The organism is Krasilnikoviella flava, from assembly GCF_900167525.1.
Taxonomy (GTDB): Bacteria; Actinomycetota; Actinomycetes; order Actinomycetales; family Cellulomonadaceae; genus Isoptericola; species Isoptericola flavus.
In genome coordinates, this window is record NZ_FUZQ01000004.1 from 202,425 (window position 1) to 217,413 (window position 14,989).

General features: G+C 74.5%; 14 protein-coding genes. 7 read left to right on the plus strand and 7 right to left on the minus strand.

The genetic code is table 11. From position 1 onward, the window contains the following. Positions 1–108: 108 nt before the first annotated feature. From murA to B5Y66_RS11830, 3 genes are all read left to right on the plus strand, one after another. Positions 109–1,425, plus strand: coding sequence for a UDP-N-acetylglucosamine 1-carboxyvinyltransferase (gene murA / locus B5Y66_RS11820; protein ID WP_079574702.1), 1,317 nt, complete (start codon positions 109–111; stop codon positions 1,423–1,425). 105 nt (positions 1,426–1,530) lie between these two features. Beyond that, a complete protein-coding gene (locus tag B5Y66_RS11825) occupies positions 1,531–2,289 on the plus strand; it encodes a lysophospholipid acyltransferase family protein (RefSeq protein ID WP_079574703.1) in 759 nt (252 codons plus the stop codon). A 17-nt stretch (positions 2,290–2,306) separates the two neighbouring features. After that, entirely contained in the window at positions 2,307–3,353 is a 1,047-nt protein-coding gene (locus B5Y66_RS11830; protein ID WP_079574704.1) for an NAD(P)H-dependent glycerol-3-phosphate dehydrogenase, read from the plus strand. Positions 3,354–3,385: 32 nt separating this feature from the next. On the opposite strand, the gene B5Y66_RS11835 is transcribed toward B5Y66_RS11830, so the two are convergent. Continuing rightward, complete coding sequence (locus tag B5Y66_RS11835; RefSeq protein WP_079574705.1) at positions 3,386–4,057, minus strand: AMIN-like domain-containing (lipo)protein; 672 nt, start codon at positions 4,055–4,057, stop codon at positions 3,386–3,388. A 123-nt stretch (positions 4,058–4,180) separates the two neighbouring features. On the opposite strand from B5Y66_RS11835, the gene B5Y66_RS11840 reads away from it, so the two are divergent. Further along, positions 4,181–4,915 (plus strand): HAD-IA family hydrolase, encoded by a 735-nt coding sequence (locus B5Y66_RS11840; RefSeq protein ID WP_079574706.1) that lies wholly within the window; start codon positions 4,181–4,183, stop codon positions 4,913–4,915. Here B5Y66_RS11840 and B5Y66_RS11845 read toward each other — a convergent pair. The 4 genes from B5Y66_RS11845 to B5Y66_RS11860 all read right to left on the minus strand — a co-directional run bounded on the left by B5Y66_RS11845 (position 4,908) and on the right by B5Y66_RS11860 (position 9,909). Then, positions 4,908–6,044, minus strand: coding sequence for a trans-sulfuration enzyme family protein (locus tag B5Y66_RS11845; RefSeq protein ID WP_079574707.1), 1,137 nt, complete (start codon positions 6,042–6,044; stop codon positions 4,908–4,910). The two genes, B5Y66_RS11840 and B5Y66_RS11845, sit on opposite strands and share 8 nt — an antisense overlap. Positions 6,045–6,180: 136 nt before the next feature. Then, positions 6,181–7,389, minus strand: coding sequence for an acyl-CoA dehydrogenase family protein (locus B5Y66_RS11850; protein ID WP_245807073.1), 1,209 nt, complete (start codon positions 7,387–7,389; stop codon positions 6,181–6,183). 40 nt (positions 7,390–7,429) lie between these two features. Continuing rightward, positions 7,430–8,500, minus strand: coding sequence for a CNNM domain-containing protein (locus B5Y66_RS11855; protein ID WP_079574708.1), 1,071 nt, complete (start codon positions 8,498–8,500; stop codon positions 7,430–7,432). Beyond that, positions 8,497–9,909 (minus strand): hemolysin family protein, encoded by a 1,413-nt coding sequence (locus B5Y66_RS11860; RefSeq protein ID WP_079574709.1) that lies wholly within the window; start codon positions 9,907–9,909, stop codon positions 8,497–8,499. Before B5Y66_RS11860 ends, B5Y66_RS11855 begins: the two co-directional genes overlap by 4 nt. A 219-nt stretch (positions 9,910–10,128) precedes the next feature. Here B5Y66_RS11860 and B5Y66_RS11870 point away from each other — a divergent pair, with 219 nt between their 5' ends. Together B5Y66_RS11870 and B5Y66_RS11875 are read left to right on the plus strand one after the other, a co-directional pair. Continuing rightward, entirely contained in the window at positions 10,129–11,754 is a 1,626-nt protein-coding gene (locus B5Y66_RS11870; protein ID WP_079574711.1) for an AMP-binding protein, read from the plus strand. A 42-nt stretch (positions 11,755–11,796) separates the two neighbouring features. Next, positions 11,797–12,966: a D-alanine--D-alanine ligase family protein gene (locus tag B5Y66_RS11875; protein ID WP_079574712.1), complete on the plus strand. Its 1,170-nt coding sequence runs from the start codon at positions 11,797–11,799 to the stop codon at positions 12,964–12,966. An 18-nt stretch (positions 12,967–12,984) separates the two neighbouring features. Here the strand turns inward: B5Y66_RS11875 and B5Y66_RS11880 are convergent, their stop codons facing one another. Beyond that, complete coding sequence (locus B5Y66_RS11880; protein ID WP_079574713.1) at positions 12,985–13,398, minus strand: VOC family protein; 414 nt, start codon at positions 13,396–13,398, stop codon at positions 12,985–12,987. 25 nt (positions 13,399–13,423) lie between these two features. Then, a complete protein-coding gene (locus B5Y66_RS11885; protein WP_322788698.1) occupies positions 13,424–13,909 on the minus strand; it encodes a DUF3515 family protein in 486 nt (161 codons plus the stop codon). Positions 13,910–13,962: 53 nt separating this feature from the next. Between B5Y66_RS11885 and B5Y66_RS11890 the strand changes: the two genes are divergently transcribed. Next, positions 13,963–14,988: a thiamine-phosphate kinase gene (locus B5Y66_RS11890; protein ID WP_079574714.1), complete on the plus strand. Its 1,026-nt coding sequence runs from the start codon at positions 13,963–13,965 to the stop codon at positions 14,986–14,988. The last annotated feature ends 1 nt before the right edge of the window (position 14,989 follow it).

Here is a 14,989-nt window from a genome sequence, read left to right on the forward strand (position 1 = left end):
GTTGGCACCACCGTGCTGGGCGAGGCAGGATCGACGGCGCGCTGGGACGACACCAACGGTGACATCCCAGGACCACTGCATCCGTAACGACGGGACGAACACGACGACATGAACGATCTGCTGCACGTCAACGGCGGGACCCCTCTCGAGGGCACCATCACGGTGCGAGGGGCCAAGAACTTCGTCTCCAAGGCGATGGTGGCGTCCCTGCTGGGGGAGTCGGCGAGCGTGCTGCGGAACGTGCCGCAGATCCGTGACGTGGGTGTGGTCACGGGGTTGCTCGAGCTGCACGGGGTGACGGTGAAGTCGGACCCGGACGCGGGCATCCTCGACCTGGACCCGTCGAACGTGGAGTCGGCGCACGTCGCGGACATCGACGCGCACGCGGGCTCGTCGCGGATCCCGATCCTGTTCTGTGGCCCGCTGCTGCACCGGCTCGGTGAGGCGTTCATCCCGGACCTGGGCGGCTGCCGGATCGGTGACCGGCCGATCAACTACCACCTGGACATCCTGCGGCAGTTCGGCGCGGTGGTGGACAAGATGCCGAACGGCATCCAGCTGCGCGCCCCGCGCCGCCTGCAGGGCACGAAGATCTCCCTGCCGTACCCGTCGGTGGGTGCGACGGAGCAGCTGCTGCTGACCGCGGTCCGCGCGGAGGGCATCACGGAGCTCACGGGTGCGGCGATCGAGCCGGAGATCATGGACCTGATCGCGGTGCTGCAGAAGATGGGCGCGATCATCTCGGTGGACACCGACCGCGTGATCCGGATCGAGGGCGTGGACCGCCTCGAGGGCTACTCGCACACCGCGCTGGGCGACCGGATCGAGACGGCGTCGTGGGCGTCCGCGGCGCTGGCCACGGGCGGCGACGTGACGATCAAGGGCGCCACGCAGCCGGAGATGATGACCTTCCTCAACACGTTCCGGAAGGTCGGTGGCCGGTTCGACGTGCAGGAGGACGGGATCCGGTTCTGGCACCCGGGCGGCGACCTGGACTCGATCGTGCTGGAGACCGACGTGCACCCCGGGTTCATGACGGACTGGCAGCAGCCGCTGGTGGTCGCCCTCACGCAGGCCAAGGGCCTGTCGATCGTGCACGAGACGGTCTACGAGAACCGGTTCGGGTTCGCGGACGCGCTGCGGAAGATGGGCGCGACGATCCAGGTCTACAAGGAGTGCCTGGGTGGTCGCGACTGCCGGTTCGGGCAGCGCAACTTCCACCACTCGGCCGTGATCTCGGGCCCGACGCCGCTCAGCGCGGCCGACATCGTGGTGCCGGACCTGCGCGGCGGGTTCTCGCACCTGATCGCGGCGCTGGCGGCGAAGGGGACCTCGACGGTCCGGGGGATCAGCCTGATCGACCGCGGGTACGAGTCGTTCCAGGACAAGCTCGTCGCCCTCGGCGCGGACGTCACGCGCGGCTGAGGCGCCCGGCAGGTCGCGCCTGCGGGTCTCCGTGGTCCGGTCCCTCCAGAGGCTCAGGACGGCGCAGGCTCGACCGACGAGTCGTGGAAGGTAGGCTCTGGCCCCGTGCCGATCGCCCGTCCTGACTCCCGTGGTTATCGCGTCGTCGCGCGCATCGTGCGGCCGCTGCTGTTCTCGATGGTCCGCTACGACTGGGACGGCGGCGAGGAGAACCTGCCCCGCGAGGGCGGGTTCATCGCCGCCGCCAACCACGTCACCGAGTTCGACGCCCTGACGCTGGCGCACTACCTCTTCGACAAGGGGTTCGAGCCGCGGATCCTGGCGAAGCGAGGGCTGTTCACCGCGCCGGTGGTCGGTTCGGTGCTGCGCGCCACGCGGATGATCCCGGTGGACCGCGGAACGTCTGCCGCGGCCCGCTCGCTCGAGGACGCGGGCACCCAGCTCGGCAGCGGCGCCTGCGTGGCGATCCTCCCGGAGGGCACCCTCACCAGGGACCCGGACCTGTGGCCGATGGAGGGCAAGACCGGCCTGGCGCGGATGGCGCTGACCAGCCGTCTGCCGGTGGTGCCCGTCGCCCAGTGGGGTGCCCACAAGGTCCTGCCCCGGTACGGCAGGATCCCGCGGCCGTTCCCGCGCAAGCCCGTGACGATCGTCGCCGGCCCGCCCGTGGACCTGTCCGACCTGTACGGTCGCCCGCTGGACACCCAGGTGCTGCGGGAAGCGACGAACCGCGTGATGGACGCGATCGCCGCGCTGCTCGGCGAGGTCCGCGACGAGACGCCGCCGCCCGCCCGGTTCGACCTGCGCAAGCACCCCGAGTACGAACGCAAGCAGACCATCTACCCGCCCGTGGAGCGCCCGTGACGACACCGACCACGCCGATGACCGGCACCTCGACCGGCCCTGAGGCCCGCGGCGGTGTGCCGATCCGTGCCGCGGTGCTCGGTTCGGGCTCGTGGGGCACGACGTTCGCGATGGTCATGGCGGACGCCGGGTGCGAGGTCCGGCTGTGGGGTCGCGACGCCGGGATCGCCCGCGAGGTGACGGCCGAGCGGACCAACACGAAGTACCTGCCGGGCGTCGAGCTGCCCGTCATGACCGGCACCACGGACGCGGCCGAGGCGCTGGCCGGCGCCCAGGTCGTGGTGGTCGCGGTGCCGTCCCAGGTCGCCCGGACCACGCTGCGCGACCTGCGTCACCTGGTCGAGCCCGACGCCGTGATCGTGTCGCTCATGAAGGGCGTGGAGCTCGGCACCGACGAGCGCATGAGCCAGGTCATCGTCGAGGCGCTCGACGTGCCGTCGTCGCGCGTCGCCGTCGTCTCCGGTCCGAACCTGGCGCTCGAGATCGCGCAGCGCCAGCCCACGGCGACGGTCGTGGCGTGCTCCGACGAGTCCGCGGCGCAGCTCGTCGCCGACGCCTGCTCGAACGCCTACTTCCGCCCCTACCTCAACCGGGACGTCATCGGCGTCGAGCTGTGCGGCGCCGTCAAGAACGTCATCGCGCTGTGCGTGGGCATGGCGCAGGGTCGCGGCTTCGGCTACAACACGACGGCCACCGTGATCACCCGCGGCCTCGTGGAGATCACCCGGCTCGGCCTGGCACTCGGCGCGGACGCCGAGACGTTCTCGGGCCTGGCGGGCATGGGCGACCTCGTGGCGACATGCTCGTCCCCGCTGTCGCGCAACCACACGCTCGGCAAGTACATCGGCGAGGGCCGGACGCTCGAGGAGGCCGTCGAGGCCACCGGGACGACGGCGGAGGGCGCCAAGTCCTGCCGCTCCGTGCTGGACCTCGCCACGAAGCACGGCGTGGACATGCCGATCACCGCCGGCGTCGTCGCGGTGCTCTACGACGGCCTGCCGGTGGAGGAGATGGCCCGCGCCCTCCTGTCCCGGCCGAAGAAGTCCGAGGGCGTCGACGCCTGACGCCGGCGGAGCCCGGCTGCGCTCGACCGGGGTCAGCCCACGCCGCCGTGCCGCACGTCGACCACGACGCGCGCGGGGTCCGCGAGGGCGTAGGCCCGGAACGGTAGGCCCGGCTCGTCCACACCGACGAACGCCGTCGTGTACCCCTCGAACCAGAACCGGTAGACGACCTCCTCCACGGACTCCGCGACCTCGGCGTCGACCGTCGCACCGCCGTACTCCGCCGCGCCCTCGCCGGGCATCGCCATGCCCGACAGGCGCACCCGCAGCACGGCGTCGCCGTCCACCCGGACCGCGTGGCCGCTGCCACCGTCCGCGGGCGCGTCCACGTACTCGACGCTCCACCCGGGCGTGCCCGCGCCCTCGAGGTCGAACACGACGCGGTCGAACCCGTCGTGCGCCCCGACCCGGACGTCGGTGACGACGAGTGCGGCGTCGGCACCGGGCTCCGCCGTGTCCGGCGACGCGTCGGCGGCGAACGGCATGTCCGCGGTGGGCACGCCCCCGGCCGCGCCGGTCGTGTCGCCGGTGGCGTCACCGGTGGGTCCGCCCGCGGTCGACCCGGTCGGCGTGGCGGACGACGCGCGGGTGCCTGGCGACCCGTCGTCGGCCGGGCCCCCGCCGGCGCACCCGGCGAGCGTCGTCACGAGGACCGTCGTGAGCGCCGACGCGAGGGCGGTCGTGGTCGCGCGGGTGCGGGTCATGGCGCCTCCCGGTGCTCGGCCGTCAGGGCGGGTCGGCACGACCGTACGCAGCACCGGCCGGGGCCGCACCGCGAGGACGGGACGTCGGGGGCGGCCGGCCGCGCCCGACAGTACGGTGGCGCCATGACGCCTGTGCCCCGCCCCGTCCTGGTGTTCGACGTCCTCGGCACGCTGGTCGACCAGGGAGGCAGCCTCGTCGCCGAGGTGCGGGTCGCCGCGCCGGACGTGGACGCGCCCCGGGTCGTGGCCACCTGGCTCGCGCGGGTCGGTGAGCAGGAGGGCGCGGTGCTGGCGGGCCGGCGGTCGTTCGCGCCGAGCCACGAGCTGGACCACGAGGTCCTCGCCGGGCTGGCCGGCGAGGGCGCGCTCCCCGCGGTCGCGGTCGACCGGCTCGCGACGGCCGCCGAGCGGCTGCGCCCGTGGCCGGACTCGGCCGAGGGTGTGGCGCTGCTGGCGCGCGACTTCACGGTGCTGGGCCTGTCGAACGCGAGCCGGCGCACGCTCGAGGCCCTGGGCGTGGGGCTGGCCTGGCACGGGACGGTCTCGGCCGAGGACGCCGGCACCTACAAGCCCGCTCCGGCGCTCTACGCGGCGGCGGTCGTGTCCGCGGGCGAGGCGTCGGCGACGGGCCATGCGGCGGACCATGCGGCGCGGCCGGGCGCCGTCGAGCCGGTCATGGTCGCCGCGCACGCGTGGGACCTGCGCGCGGCGGCGTGTGCGGGCATGCGGACCGCGTACGTGCCACGGCCGCAGGGCGACGCCCCGCGGGCCGACGACGCGTTCGACCTGCACGCCGCGGACCTCGCCGACCTGCACGCCCGGCTGCTGGCCGGCGGCCTGGGCCCGCAGCTCAGCTGAAGGTGGACCGCAGGGCCTGGTCGAGGTCGGCCCAGAGGTCCTCGACGTCCTCGACACCCACAGACAGGCGCAGCAGGTCCTCGGGCACCGTGAGCGACTCGGTGGCGAACCGGCGGCGCCGCTCCAGGGTGGACTCCACGCCGCCGAGCGAGGTGGCCGGCACCCAGAGGCGCACGGCGGCCACGACGGCGTCGGCCGCGGCGGCGCCGCCGCGCGGGCGGAGGCCGAGGATGCCCCCGAAGCCGTTCATCAGCCCGGCCGCGCGCTCGTGGCCCGGGTCGTCCGGCAGCGACGGGTGCCGCACCTCCGCGACGCCGGGGTGCGCGGCGAGCCGCCGGGCGAGGTCCGCCGCGTTCGCGTTCGCGCGCTCGACCCGCAGGTGCAGCGTGCGCAGGCCGCGCAGCGCCAGCCACACCTCCATCGGGCCGGGGATCGCGCCGTGCAGCGTGCGGTAGGCGCGCAGGCCCGCGGCGAGGTCGTCGTCGCGCGTGACGGCGGCGCCGAGCACGACGTCGGAGTGCCCGGCCAGGTACTTGGTCACCGAGTGCACGACGACGTCCGCACCCAGGTCGAGGGGGCGCTGCCCGAGCGGCGTCGCGAACGTGTTGTCGACGACCGAGCGCACCCCCCGCTCGCGCGCCGCCGTGAGGATCGCGGGCAGGTCCGCCACCTCGAGCATGGGGTTGGTGGGCGACTCGGCGAGCAGCACGTCCGCCCCGTCGAGGGCCGCGACGACCTCGTCGGTGTCGGCGATGTCCACCCGGCGCACGTCGACGCCGTGCCGGGCCGCGAGGTCGTCGAGGTAGCCCAGCGACACCTGGTAGGCGTGCCGCGGCACGACGACCGCGCCGCCGCTCGGCACGTCGCCGACGGCGGCGACGACCGCCGCCATCCCGGAGCCGAACACGACCCCGTGGTGCGCGCCCTCGAGCGCCGCCAGGGCCTCCTCGAACGGGTGCCACGTCTCGGTGTCGATCCGCGTGTACAGCAGGTCGCCCGGCGCGGAGACGCCCTGGTTCACGTACGTGGAGCTGAGCACCACCGGCGGGTTCACGGGACCGCCCTGGACGCGGGGCGGTCGGCCGGCCGTGACGGCGAGCGTGGCGGGGGAGAGCTGGTCGTGCGTCATGGCCGCAGGTTACGACGTGGGCTCCGCGAGCGCGCCGGCGGCCCGGCCACCAGACACCGCCGGCCACCAGACACCGCCGGCCACCAGACACCGCCGGCCACCAGACACCGACGCCGGGCGACGCGTCGGGCGCGCCTCAGTCCTCCAGCGGGCCGAGCACCGCCTGCGCCACGGTCGAGTGTGCGGACTCGTCGTCGCTCGGGTGGAAGATCCCGGCGAGCACGTCACGGTAGAGGCGGCCGAGCTCGGACCGGTTGAAGTACGTGGAACCGCCGGAGCAGCGGATCGCCTCGTCCACGACCTGCCGCGCCGTCTCCGTGACGCGCACCTTGAGCCCCGCCGTCGAGCGGAAGAAGCCGGCGCCTCTGTTCACCTGGGCGTCGACCTCGCCGGCCACCAGGTCGAGCTGCGGCCACAGCCCGTCCAGCGCGAGGGCGGCGGTGCCGATGCGCCAGCGGATGTCCGGGTCCTGGGAGTACGCCTTGCCGGTCTTCATCGAGCGGCGCTTGTTCACGGTCTCGACGGCGAGGGTCAGCGCCCGGTCGGCGATGCCCAGGTACACGCTCGCGAGCAGGATCTCGAAGCTCGTGAAGATGCCCAGCACGTAGGGGTCGAGGCTCGGGCCGGGCGCGAGACGACGCAGCACGCGGTCCGCCGGCGCGTGCGCGCCGTCGAGCACCGTGGTGCAGGACTGCGAGGCTCGCATGCCGAGGGTGTCCCAGTCGTCCTTGATCTCGAACCCGCCGCCGTCGCGGGTGACGAAGGCGTGCACGATGCGCGGGTCGTCGGGGTCGGTCGTGTCGTCCAGCCCCATGACGCCGAGCCGTGTCCAGCCGGGGGAGTTGGACGTGAAGATCTTCGTGCCGTGGAAGGAGTACCCGCCCTCGCCGTCGGGTCGGGCCTCGGTGCGCGAGCCGAGCAGCACCAGGTCGTTGCCCGCCTCGGAGTAGCCGAAGCCGAAGACCGCGCCGTGTGCCGTCTCCTCGAGCAGCCAGTCGAGCGAGGAGTCCCCGCGCTCGTGCAGGTACCGGGCGACACCCACCCACACGTGATGCATGTTGACGGCCAGCGCCGTGGCCGGCGCCGCGCCCGCGAGCCGGGCCTGCTCGCGCGCCGTCTCGCGCAGCGTCAGGCCGGCGCCGCCCAGGTGCTGCGGGACCATCGCCTGCAGGTACCCCGCCGCCTTGAGGTCGGCCAGGTCGTCGGTGAAGAACGCGTTCTCCCGGTCGTACGTCGCCGCGCGGCCGCGGATCGTCTCCAGCAGCTCGTCGGTGAGGATCTGGCGGGGCTCGTCGAGAGGGGAGGGGAAGGACGACGGCGCGGCGTCCGGCGAGGTCACAGGCATGTCCTCACCGTACGCCGCGCCGCCGCCCGGCCGCCCGTGCTCAGCCGCCGGTGGCCACCGTCGCCTCCTCCGCCTGCGGCAGCAGGCGGTGCAGCACGTCCGCCAGGGTGACGACGCCCAGCGTGCGCCCGTCGCGACGCACCAGGGCCAGCTGCTCGCCCGCCTCCCGCAGCAGGGAGATCGCCGCGTGCACGGTGGTCGACGCGTCGAGCACGAACGGCTCGCGCGCGACTGGCGCCACCGGGGCGTCGTCGTCGAGCAGCAGGGTGTCGCGCACGTGCACGACACCGCTCACGTCGTCGACCACCCCGCCGTGCACCTCGCCCTCGCGGCCGGACGCGGCGCCGTCACGCAGCAGGATGCGCAGGTGGCCCGACGTCACCGACGCCGCCCGCACGTCGGCCGCCGTCGCTCCCGTGGGGACGGCCGTGGGGAGCGCCCCGGCCGGGACCAGCGCGTCGACCGTGAGGGTCTCGAGCTCCAGCGCTCCCGCGATCTGCGAGGAGTACGCGGCGTCGAGGGCGCCGACGTTCGCGGAGTGCTCCACGAGGTGCCGCAGCGTGGCCGGGTCGTGCCCGGCCTCGATGTGGTCCACCGGCTCCACGCCGACGGCGCGCAGGCACCGGTTCGCGAGCGAGTTGAGCCAGCGCAGCACCGGCCGCGTGAGCCACATGAACGCCCGCATCGGCAGGGCGAGCAGCGTGGCGGACGCCTCGGGGTGCGCGATGGCCCACGACTTGGGCGCCATCTCGCCCACCACGAGGTGCAGGAACGTCACGAGGATCAGCGCGAGCACGAAGCCCGCGACGTCGGCGACCCAGTACGGCGCCCCCCAGTCCGCGAACAGCGGCGTGAGCCAGTGGTGCACCGCGGGCTTGGTCACGGCGCCGAGCGCCAGGGTGCAGGCGGTGATGCCGAGCTGGGAGCCGGCGAGCAGCAGCGTCAGCTCGGACGAGCTGCGCAGCGCGGCCCGCGCCGAGCGGCTGCGCGGCGCGGCGTCCTCCAGCCGGTGGCGGCGCGCGCCGAGCAGCGCGAACTCCACGGCGACGAAGAAGGCGCTCAGCGCGATGATGACGACGGTCGCGGCGACCACGACCCAGGGGTTGCTCATCGGTCCTCCTCGTTCGACGTCACGGCGGTCTCGGTGGTGGCCTCGCCCTGGACGGGCTCCACCGCTCCCTCGACCAGGCGCACGCGCACCAGGTGGGGCACGTGCCGCTCGACCGAGATCACGTCCACCTCGAGCCGCCGGGGGCGGGGCTCGTCGTGCACCAGGTCCGCCGGGTCCGGCGGCAGCTCGACCGTCACCCTGTCGCCCGCGCTGGGCAGCGCACCCGTCTGGGCGATGAGCAGCCCGGCGACCGTCTCGTGGTCGCCGCGGGGCAGGTCGTGCCCGATGGCGCGCTCGGCCTCGTCCAGGTGGACGTCGCCGCCCATGACCCAGGCCCCGTCGTCCTCGGCGGCGACCGTGACGGGCAGCTCGGGGTCGTGCTCGTCCGTGATCTCGCCGACGAGCTCCTCGGCGAGGTCCTCGAGCGTGAGCACGCCCGCGAAGCCGCCGTACTCGTCGACGACGACCGCGAGCTGGTTGCTCGCACGGTTCAGCTCGCTCAGCGCGTCCGGCAGCGTCATGAGGGTGGGCAGCACCGCGACCGGCCGCATGAGGTCGGTGACGGGCGCGGCCTCGTCGAGCCCGGTCCGCAGCAGATCGGTGAGCTGCACGACGCCCAGCGCCCGGTCCTCGTCGTCCACCACGGGGTACCGGGAGTGGCCGCCGGCCATGAGGGTACGCAGCTCGCCCACCGTGAGGGCGGGGTCGACCGTCCCGACGCGCGAGCGCGGGATCATCGCGTGCTCGACGTCGTGCTGCGGGAAGTCGAGGATCCGGTCCAGCAGCACCGACAGGTCGCCGGGCAGGTCGCCGCTCTCGCGAGACTCCGCGACGATGTGCTCCAGGTCGCGGGCCGTGGCGGAGTGCTCGACGTCGTGCACGGGCTCGATGCGCAGCAGCCGCAGCAGGGCGTTCGACGCCTTGTCGAACACGGCGATGAGCCAGCCGAACACGGTCAGGTACGCCGTCGTCGAGGCGGCCAGGCGCAGGGCCGTGGGCTCGGGGCGCGAGATGGCGAGGTTCTTCGGGAACAGCTCGCCGAAGAGCATCTGCACCAGCGTCGAGAGCACGAGCGCCGCGACCGTGCCGACGGCCACGCCGACGCCGGTCGGGACGCCCACGCCGCCGAGCAGGGTGCCGAGCGCGTCGCCCACCAGCGGCTCGGCCACGTACCCGACCAGCAGGCCGGTCACGGTGATGCCGAGCTGGGCGCCCGAGAGCACGAAGGACGTGCGGCGCGTGACGGCGAGGGCGCGCTGCGCGGTCGCGTCACCGGCCTCCGCGCGGGCGGCGAGCCGGGAGCGGTCCACGGTCATGTAGGCGAACTCCTGGGCGACGAAGTAGGCCGTCGCGGCAGTGATCACGAGGATCACCAGGATGCCGAGGAGGAGGGAGAGCGCGGCGGTCACCGGGGGTGCACCGCCTCAGGTCGGGGCTGCGGTGAGCCCGAACTATGACTGGGGTCGTCGGCGGGCGCGGCGGCGTCCTCGGCCGCGGGCGCCGGGACGCTGAGCGTCGTCAGAGTGTGGTCCACGTTCGCCCCAACGTCGCCGCCGCGCGAGGGGTTCCCCGGCGCTACGCTCCGGTGCACACGGTCGACGAGGACCGTGCCGCACGAAGGGACCGCCATGCCCGACCCCAGCGCCGGCACCGCCGACGGCCGCACCGACCGCAGCGTCATCCGCAGCCCGCACCCCGACGTCGAGATCCCCGACGTCAGCCTCGACGAGTTCCTCTTCGCCTCGCTCGACGACGCCGACCTCGACCGCGTGGCCCTGGTCGACGGCCCGAGCGGCGCGGCGACCACGTACGGCGAGCTGCGCGCCCGCGTGGACGCGGTGGCCGGCGCCTTCGCTGCGCGCGGGCTCGGTGTCGGGGACGTGGTGGCCCTGCACAGCCCGAACGTGCCTGCGTTCGTGGCCGTCTTCCACGGCCTCCTGCGCGCCGGCGTCACCGTGACCACGATCAACGCGCTCGCGTCGGGCCGGGAGGTCGCCAAGCAGCTCGAGTCGTCGGGGGCGAGGGCGCTCGTGACGGTCTCGGCGCTGCTGACCGCGGCCGAGGACGGCGCCGACGCCGTCGGGATGGCGCCGGGCGACGTCGTCGTGCTCGACGGCGCGGACGGGCACCCGTCGCTCACCGAGCTGCTCGCCGGCGGGCACCCCGCCCCCGACGTCGCCTTCGACCCGCGCACCCACCTCGCCGTCCTGCCGTACTCGTCCGGCACGACGGGGCTGCCGAAGGGCGTGATGCTCACCCACCGCAACCTCGTCGCGAACGTGCTGCAGACCCAGGCGTACCTGCCGCTGACGCCGGACGACGTGATCCCCGCCGTGCTGCCGTTCTTCCACATCTACGGCATGACGGTGCTCATGAACGGTGCGATCTACCAGCGCTGCTCGCTGGTGACCCTGCCGCGCTTCGACCTCGCCGAGTACCTGCGCGTCGTCGAGCAGCACCGGGCCACCGTGCTGCTCGTCGCGCCGCCGATCGCGCTGGCGCTCGCCAAGCACCCCGCGGCGGCGGGGCGCGACCTGTCCAGCGTGCGGCTGCTCATGTCCGGGGCGGCGCCGTTCGACGAGCACCTCGCCGAGGCGGTGGGCCGGCGCCTGCCCGACGCGCGCGTGCTGCAGGGCTACGGCATGTCCGAGATGTCGCCGGTCTCGCACGTCGTGCCGGTCGACCGGACCGACATCTCGTCGGGCACGGTCGGCCTGCTGGTGCCCAACATGATCGCCCGGCTGGTCGACCCGGCGACCGGGGAGGCGATCGCGCAGCCCGACGAGGGCGTCAGCGCGCCGGGGGAGCTGCTGTGCGCGGGCCCGAACGTCATGGTGGGGTACCTCGCGGACGAGCAGGCCACCCGGGACACGCTCGAGCCCGACGGCTTCCTGCACACGGGCGACATCGTGACCGTGGACGCCGACGGGGCGTTCACCGTCGTCGACCGGCTCAAGGAGCTCATCAAGCACAAGGGCTACCAGGTGGCACCGGCAGAGCTCGAGGCGCTGCTGCTGACCCACCCGCAGATCGCGGACGCCGCGGTGATCGGCGTGCCCGACCCGGAGTCGGGGGAGGTGCCGAAGGCGTTCGTCGTGCGGACGGAGGGCGGCCGACTGACGGCCGACGACGTGCAGGCGTTCGTCGCGGACCAGGTGGCGCCGTACAAGAAGGTGCGGGTGGTGGAGTTCGTCGACGCGGTGCCGAAGTCCGCGGCCGGGAAGATCCTACGCAAGGAGCTCCGTGCCCGCTGAGCCGCGCGGACGGCGGGGTCGGTTCCGGTAGGTTGGGCGGCGATGTCCGACGCCACCACCGCCTCCGTCCCCGTCGTCCCGACCCCGGGCGCAGGCGCCCCGCGCAAGACCCGTGTCGCCGTGCTGTTCGGCGGTCGCTCGGGCGAGCACGCCATCTCCGCCTCGACCGCCGCGGGCGTGCTGCGCGCGATCGACCGCGACCGCTACGACGTCGTGCCCGTGGGCATCACGCGCGAGGGCCGCTGGGTGATCGCCGCGGACGACCCCGAGCGCTGGCAGATCGCCGACGGCCGCCTGCCGGAGGTCACGGCCGAGTCGGGCGCGGAGGTCGTGCTGTCCCTCACCCAGGGCGAGCGGACCCTGCGCGTGCTCGAGCCGGGCCAGGTGCCCGCGCTGCTCGGCGAGGTGGACGTCGTCTTCCCGCTGCTGCACGGCCCGTTCGGCGAGGACGGCACGGTGCAGGGCCTGCTCGAGCTCGCCGACGTGCACTACGTCGGCGCCGGGGTGCTCGCCTCGGCCGTCGGCATGGACAAGCACTTCATGAAGCTGGTGCTGGCGGGCCAGGGTCTCGCCGTCGGCCCGTACGCCGTCATCCGGCCCCGGGACTGGGAGCGGGACCGCGCGGCGTGCGTCGCCGCGGTGGAGCCGCTCGGGCTCCCGCTGTTCGTCAAGCCGGCGCGGGCCGGGTCGTCGCTCGGCATCTCGCGCGTGGACGACCTGGCGGACCTGCCGGCCGCCGTCGACGCCGCGCGCGAGCACGACCCCAAGGTGGTCGTCGAGGCCGGGATCGACGGCCGCGAGATCGAGTGCGCCGTGCTCGGCGGGCGCGACGGCGCCCCGACCCGGGCGTCCCTTCCCGGCGAGATCGTCGTCGACCACGACAGCCACGCGTTCTACGACTTCGAGGCGAAGTACCTCGACGAGGCGCACGTCGACCTGCGCTGCCCGGCCGAGCTGCCGCAGCACGTGATCGACGAGATCCGCGAGGTCGCGGTGCGCACGTTCGAGGCCGTCGAGGCCGAGGGGCTCTCGCGCGTGGACGTCTTCGTCACCGACGACGAGCGCGTGATCGTCAACGAGATCAACACGATGCCCGGGTTCACGCCCTTCTCGATGTACCCCCGGATGTGGGAGGCCTCGGGCGTGACCTACCCCGAGCTCGTGGACGAGCTCATCCAGCTCGCCCTGGAGCGGCGGACCGGCCTGCGCTGAGCGCCGCCCGGGGCCTTCTCAGGGCACCACGAGCTCCCCGAGCGGGCCCGGCGCGTGTGCCACCTCCCAGAGGAACCCGTCCGGGTCGGTGAAGTACCCGGAGTAGCCGCCCCACTCCCGCCGCACGCCGTCGCGGACGGTCGGGGCGCCGGCGCGCCGCGCGTCCTCGAGCACGGCGTCCACGTCGTCGGGGGCGCCGAGGTTGTGCGCGAGGGTCACCGGCGCGGTCCCGCCGCGCGTCACGGGGCCGATCTCCGCCGTCGCGTGCCCCTCGTCCCACAGCGACAGCACGACGTGCTGCCCCACCTGGAACATCAGCACCTCGCCGGGCGCCTCCATGAGCGGTTCCCAGCCCAGGCCGTCCACGTAGAAGCGCCGGGTGGCGTCGAGGTCGGCGACGACGAGGGTGACGAGGCTGACGCGGGGTTCCATCCCGTCACCGTGCCACGCGGTCGGGTCAGCTGCACTCCGCCGTCGCGGGCACGTTGCCCACAGCCTGGGCGAGATCGCCGACGAACGACGTCGAGTGGTTCTCCGTGACCGACGGCGGCACCACGACCTCCATGGCGGGCTCGCGGCCGTAGGTGGTGAACCGCCACGTGCCGTCGTCGCCGGCCTCGACGATCCAGTCGACGGCGCCCGCGGCCGACTCGACGCGCTGGCAGTCGGGCGACGGCCCGGGCGGGGCGACGCCGCAGCGCATCGTCACGGCGGCCCCCGGCTCGCCCCAGGCGGCGGTGGCCTGGGCGTTGGTCTTCGCCTTGTCGAGGTCGCCCGCGAGCACGTCCGGCAGCGCGAGCATGACGGGCGCGCAGGCCGGGTTCGCGGCATCGTCCGCCGCGGTGGCGCCGATGGTGGTGGCGCACGCCGCCAGCGGGACGACGAGGGCGCCCAGCGCCAGGGCGCGGGCGGCACGGGACGACATCAGGGCACGACGGGGCACGGCGACCACGCTACCGGGCGGGCGGCGCGTGACGACCGCCTACAGTCGTCCCCGTGACCGACGCCACCCGCCCCCTCGTACGGCACCTGACCGAGGAGGAGCTGCTCGCCCGGATCTTCCCGCTGTTGCCCATGGGGCCGGCGACCCTGCTGGGGCCCGGCGACGACGCGGCCGTGGTCGCGGCGCCCGACGGACGGTTCGTCGTCACGACCGACGTGCTGGTCGAGGACCGCCACTTCCGCCGCCGCTGGTCGGCCGGCGACGACGTCGGCGCGCGGGCGGCGACGGCGAACCTCGCGGACGTCGCGGCCATGGGCGCACGCCCGACCTCCCTGGTCGTGTCGCTCGTGGTGCCGGGGGACCTGCCGGTCGACTGGGTGACCGGCCTGGCCCGCGGGCTGGCCGACGTCTGCGGCCCGGTCGGCGCGGGCGTCGTGGGCGGCGACCTGTCGGGCGGGGACGCCGTCGTCGTGGCGGTCACCGCGCACGGCGACCTGGAGGGACGCGAGCCCGTGACACGGTCCGGCGCACGACCGGGCGACGTGCTCGCGTACGCGGGACACCGCGGGCTGTCGGCGGCGGGCCTGGCGCTGCTCGACGCGGGCCTCGTCGGGCCCGAGGACGCCACCAGCGCCGATCCCGGTGCCGACGATGTCAGCGGCGGGGTGGGTGCTTGCGTCGCCGGCTACCTCCGGCCCGAGGCCCCGCTGGCTGCCGGCCCGGAGGCGGCGCGAAGCGGGACCACCGCGATGCTCGACGTCTCGGACGGGCTGCTGCGCGACGCCGGCCGGCTCGCCCGGGCGAGCGGCGTCGGCGTGGACATCGAGCGGGACGCGCTCGCGGGCGACGTCGACCGGTTGCTGCCCGCGGCGCGGGCGCTGGGCGTGGGGCGCGAGGCCGCGCTGGCGTGGGCGCTCACCGGGGGAGAGGACCACGGCCTGCTCGCCGCGTTCCCGTCCGACGTCGTGCTGCCGGAGGGATTCAGGCGGGTGGGGCGCGTGCTGCCCGGTCCCGCCGGCGTCACCGTCGACGGCCAGGAACCCGCCGTGCGCGGCGGGTGGGACCACTTCGCTGGTTGAG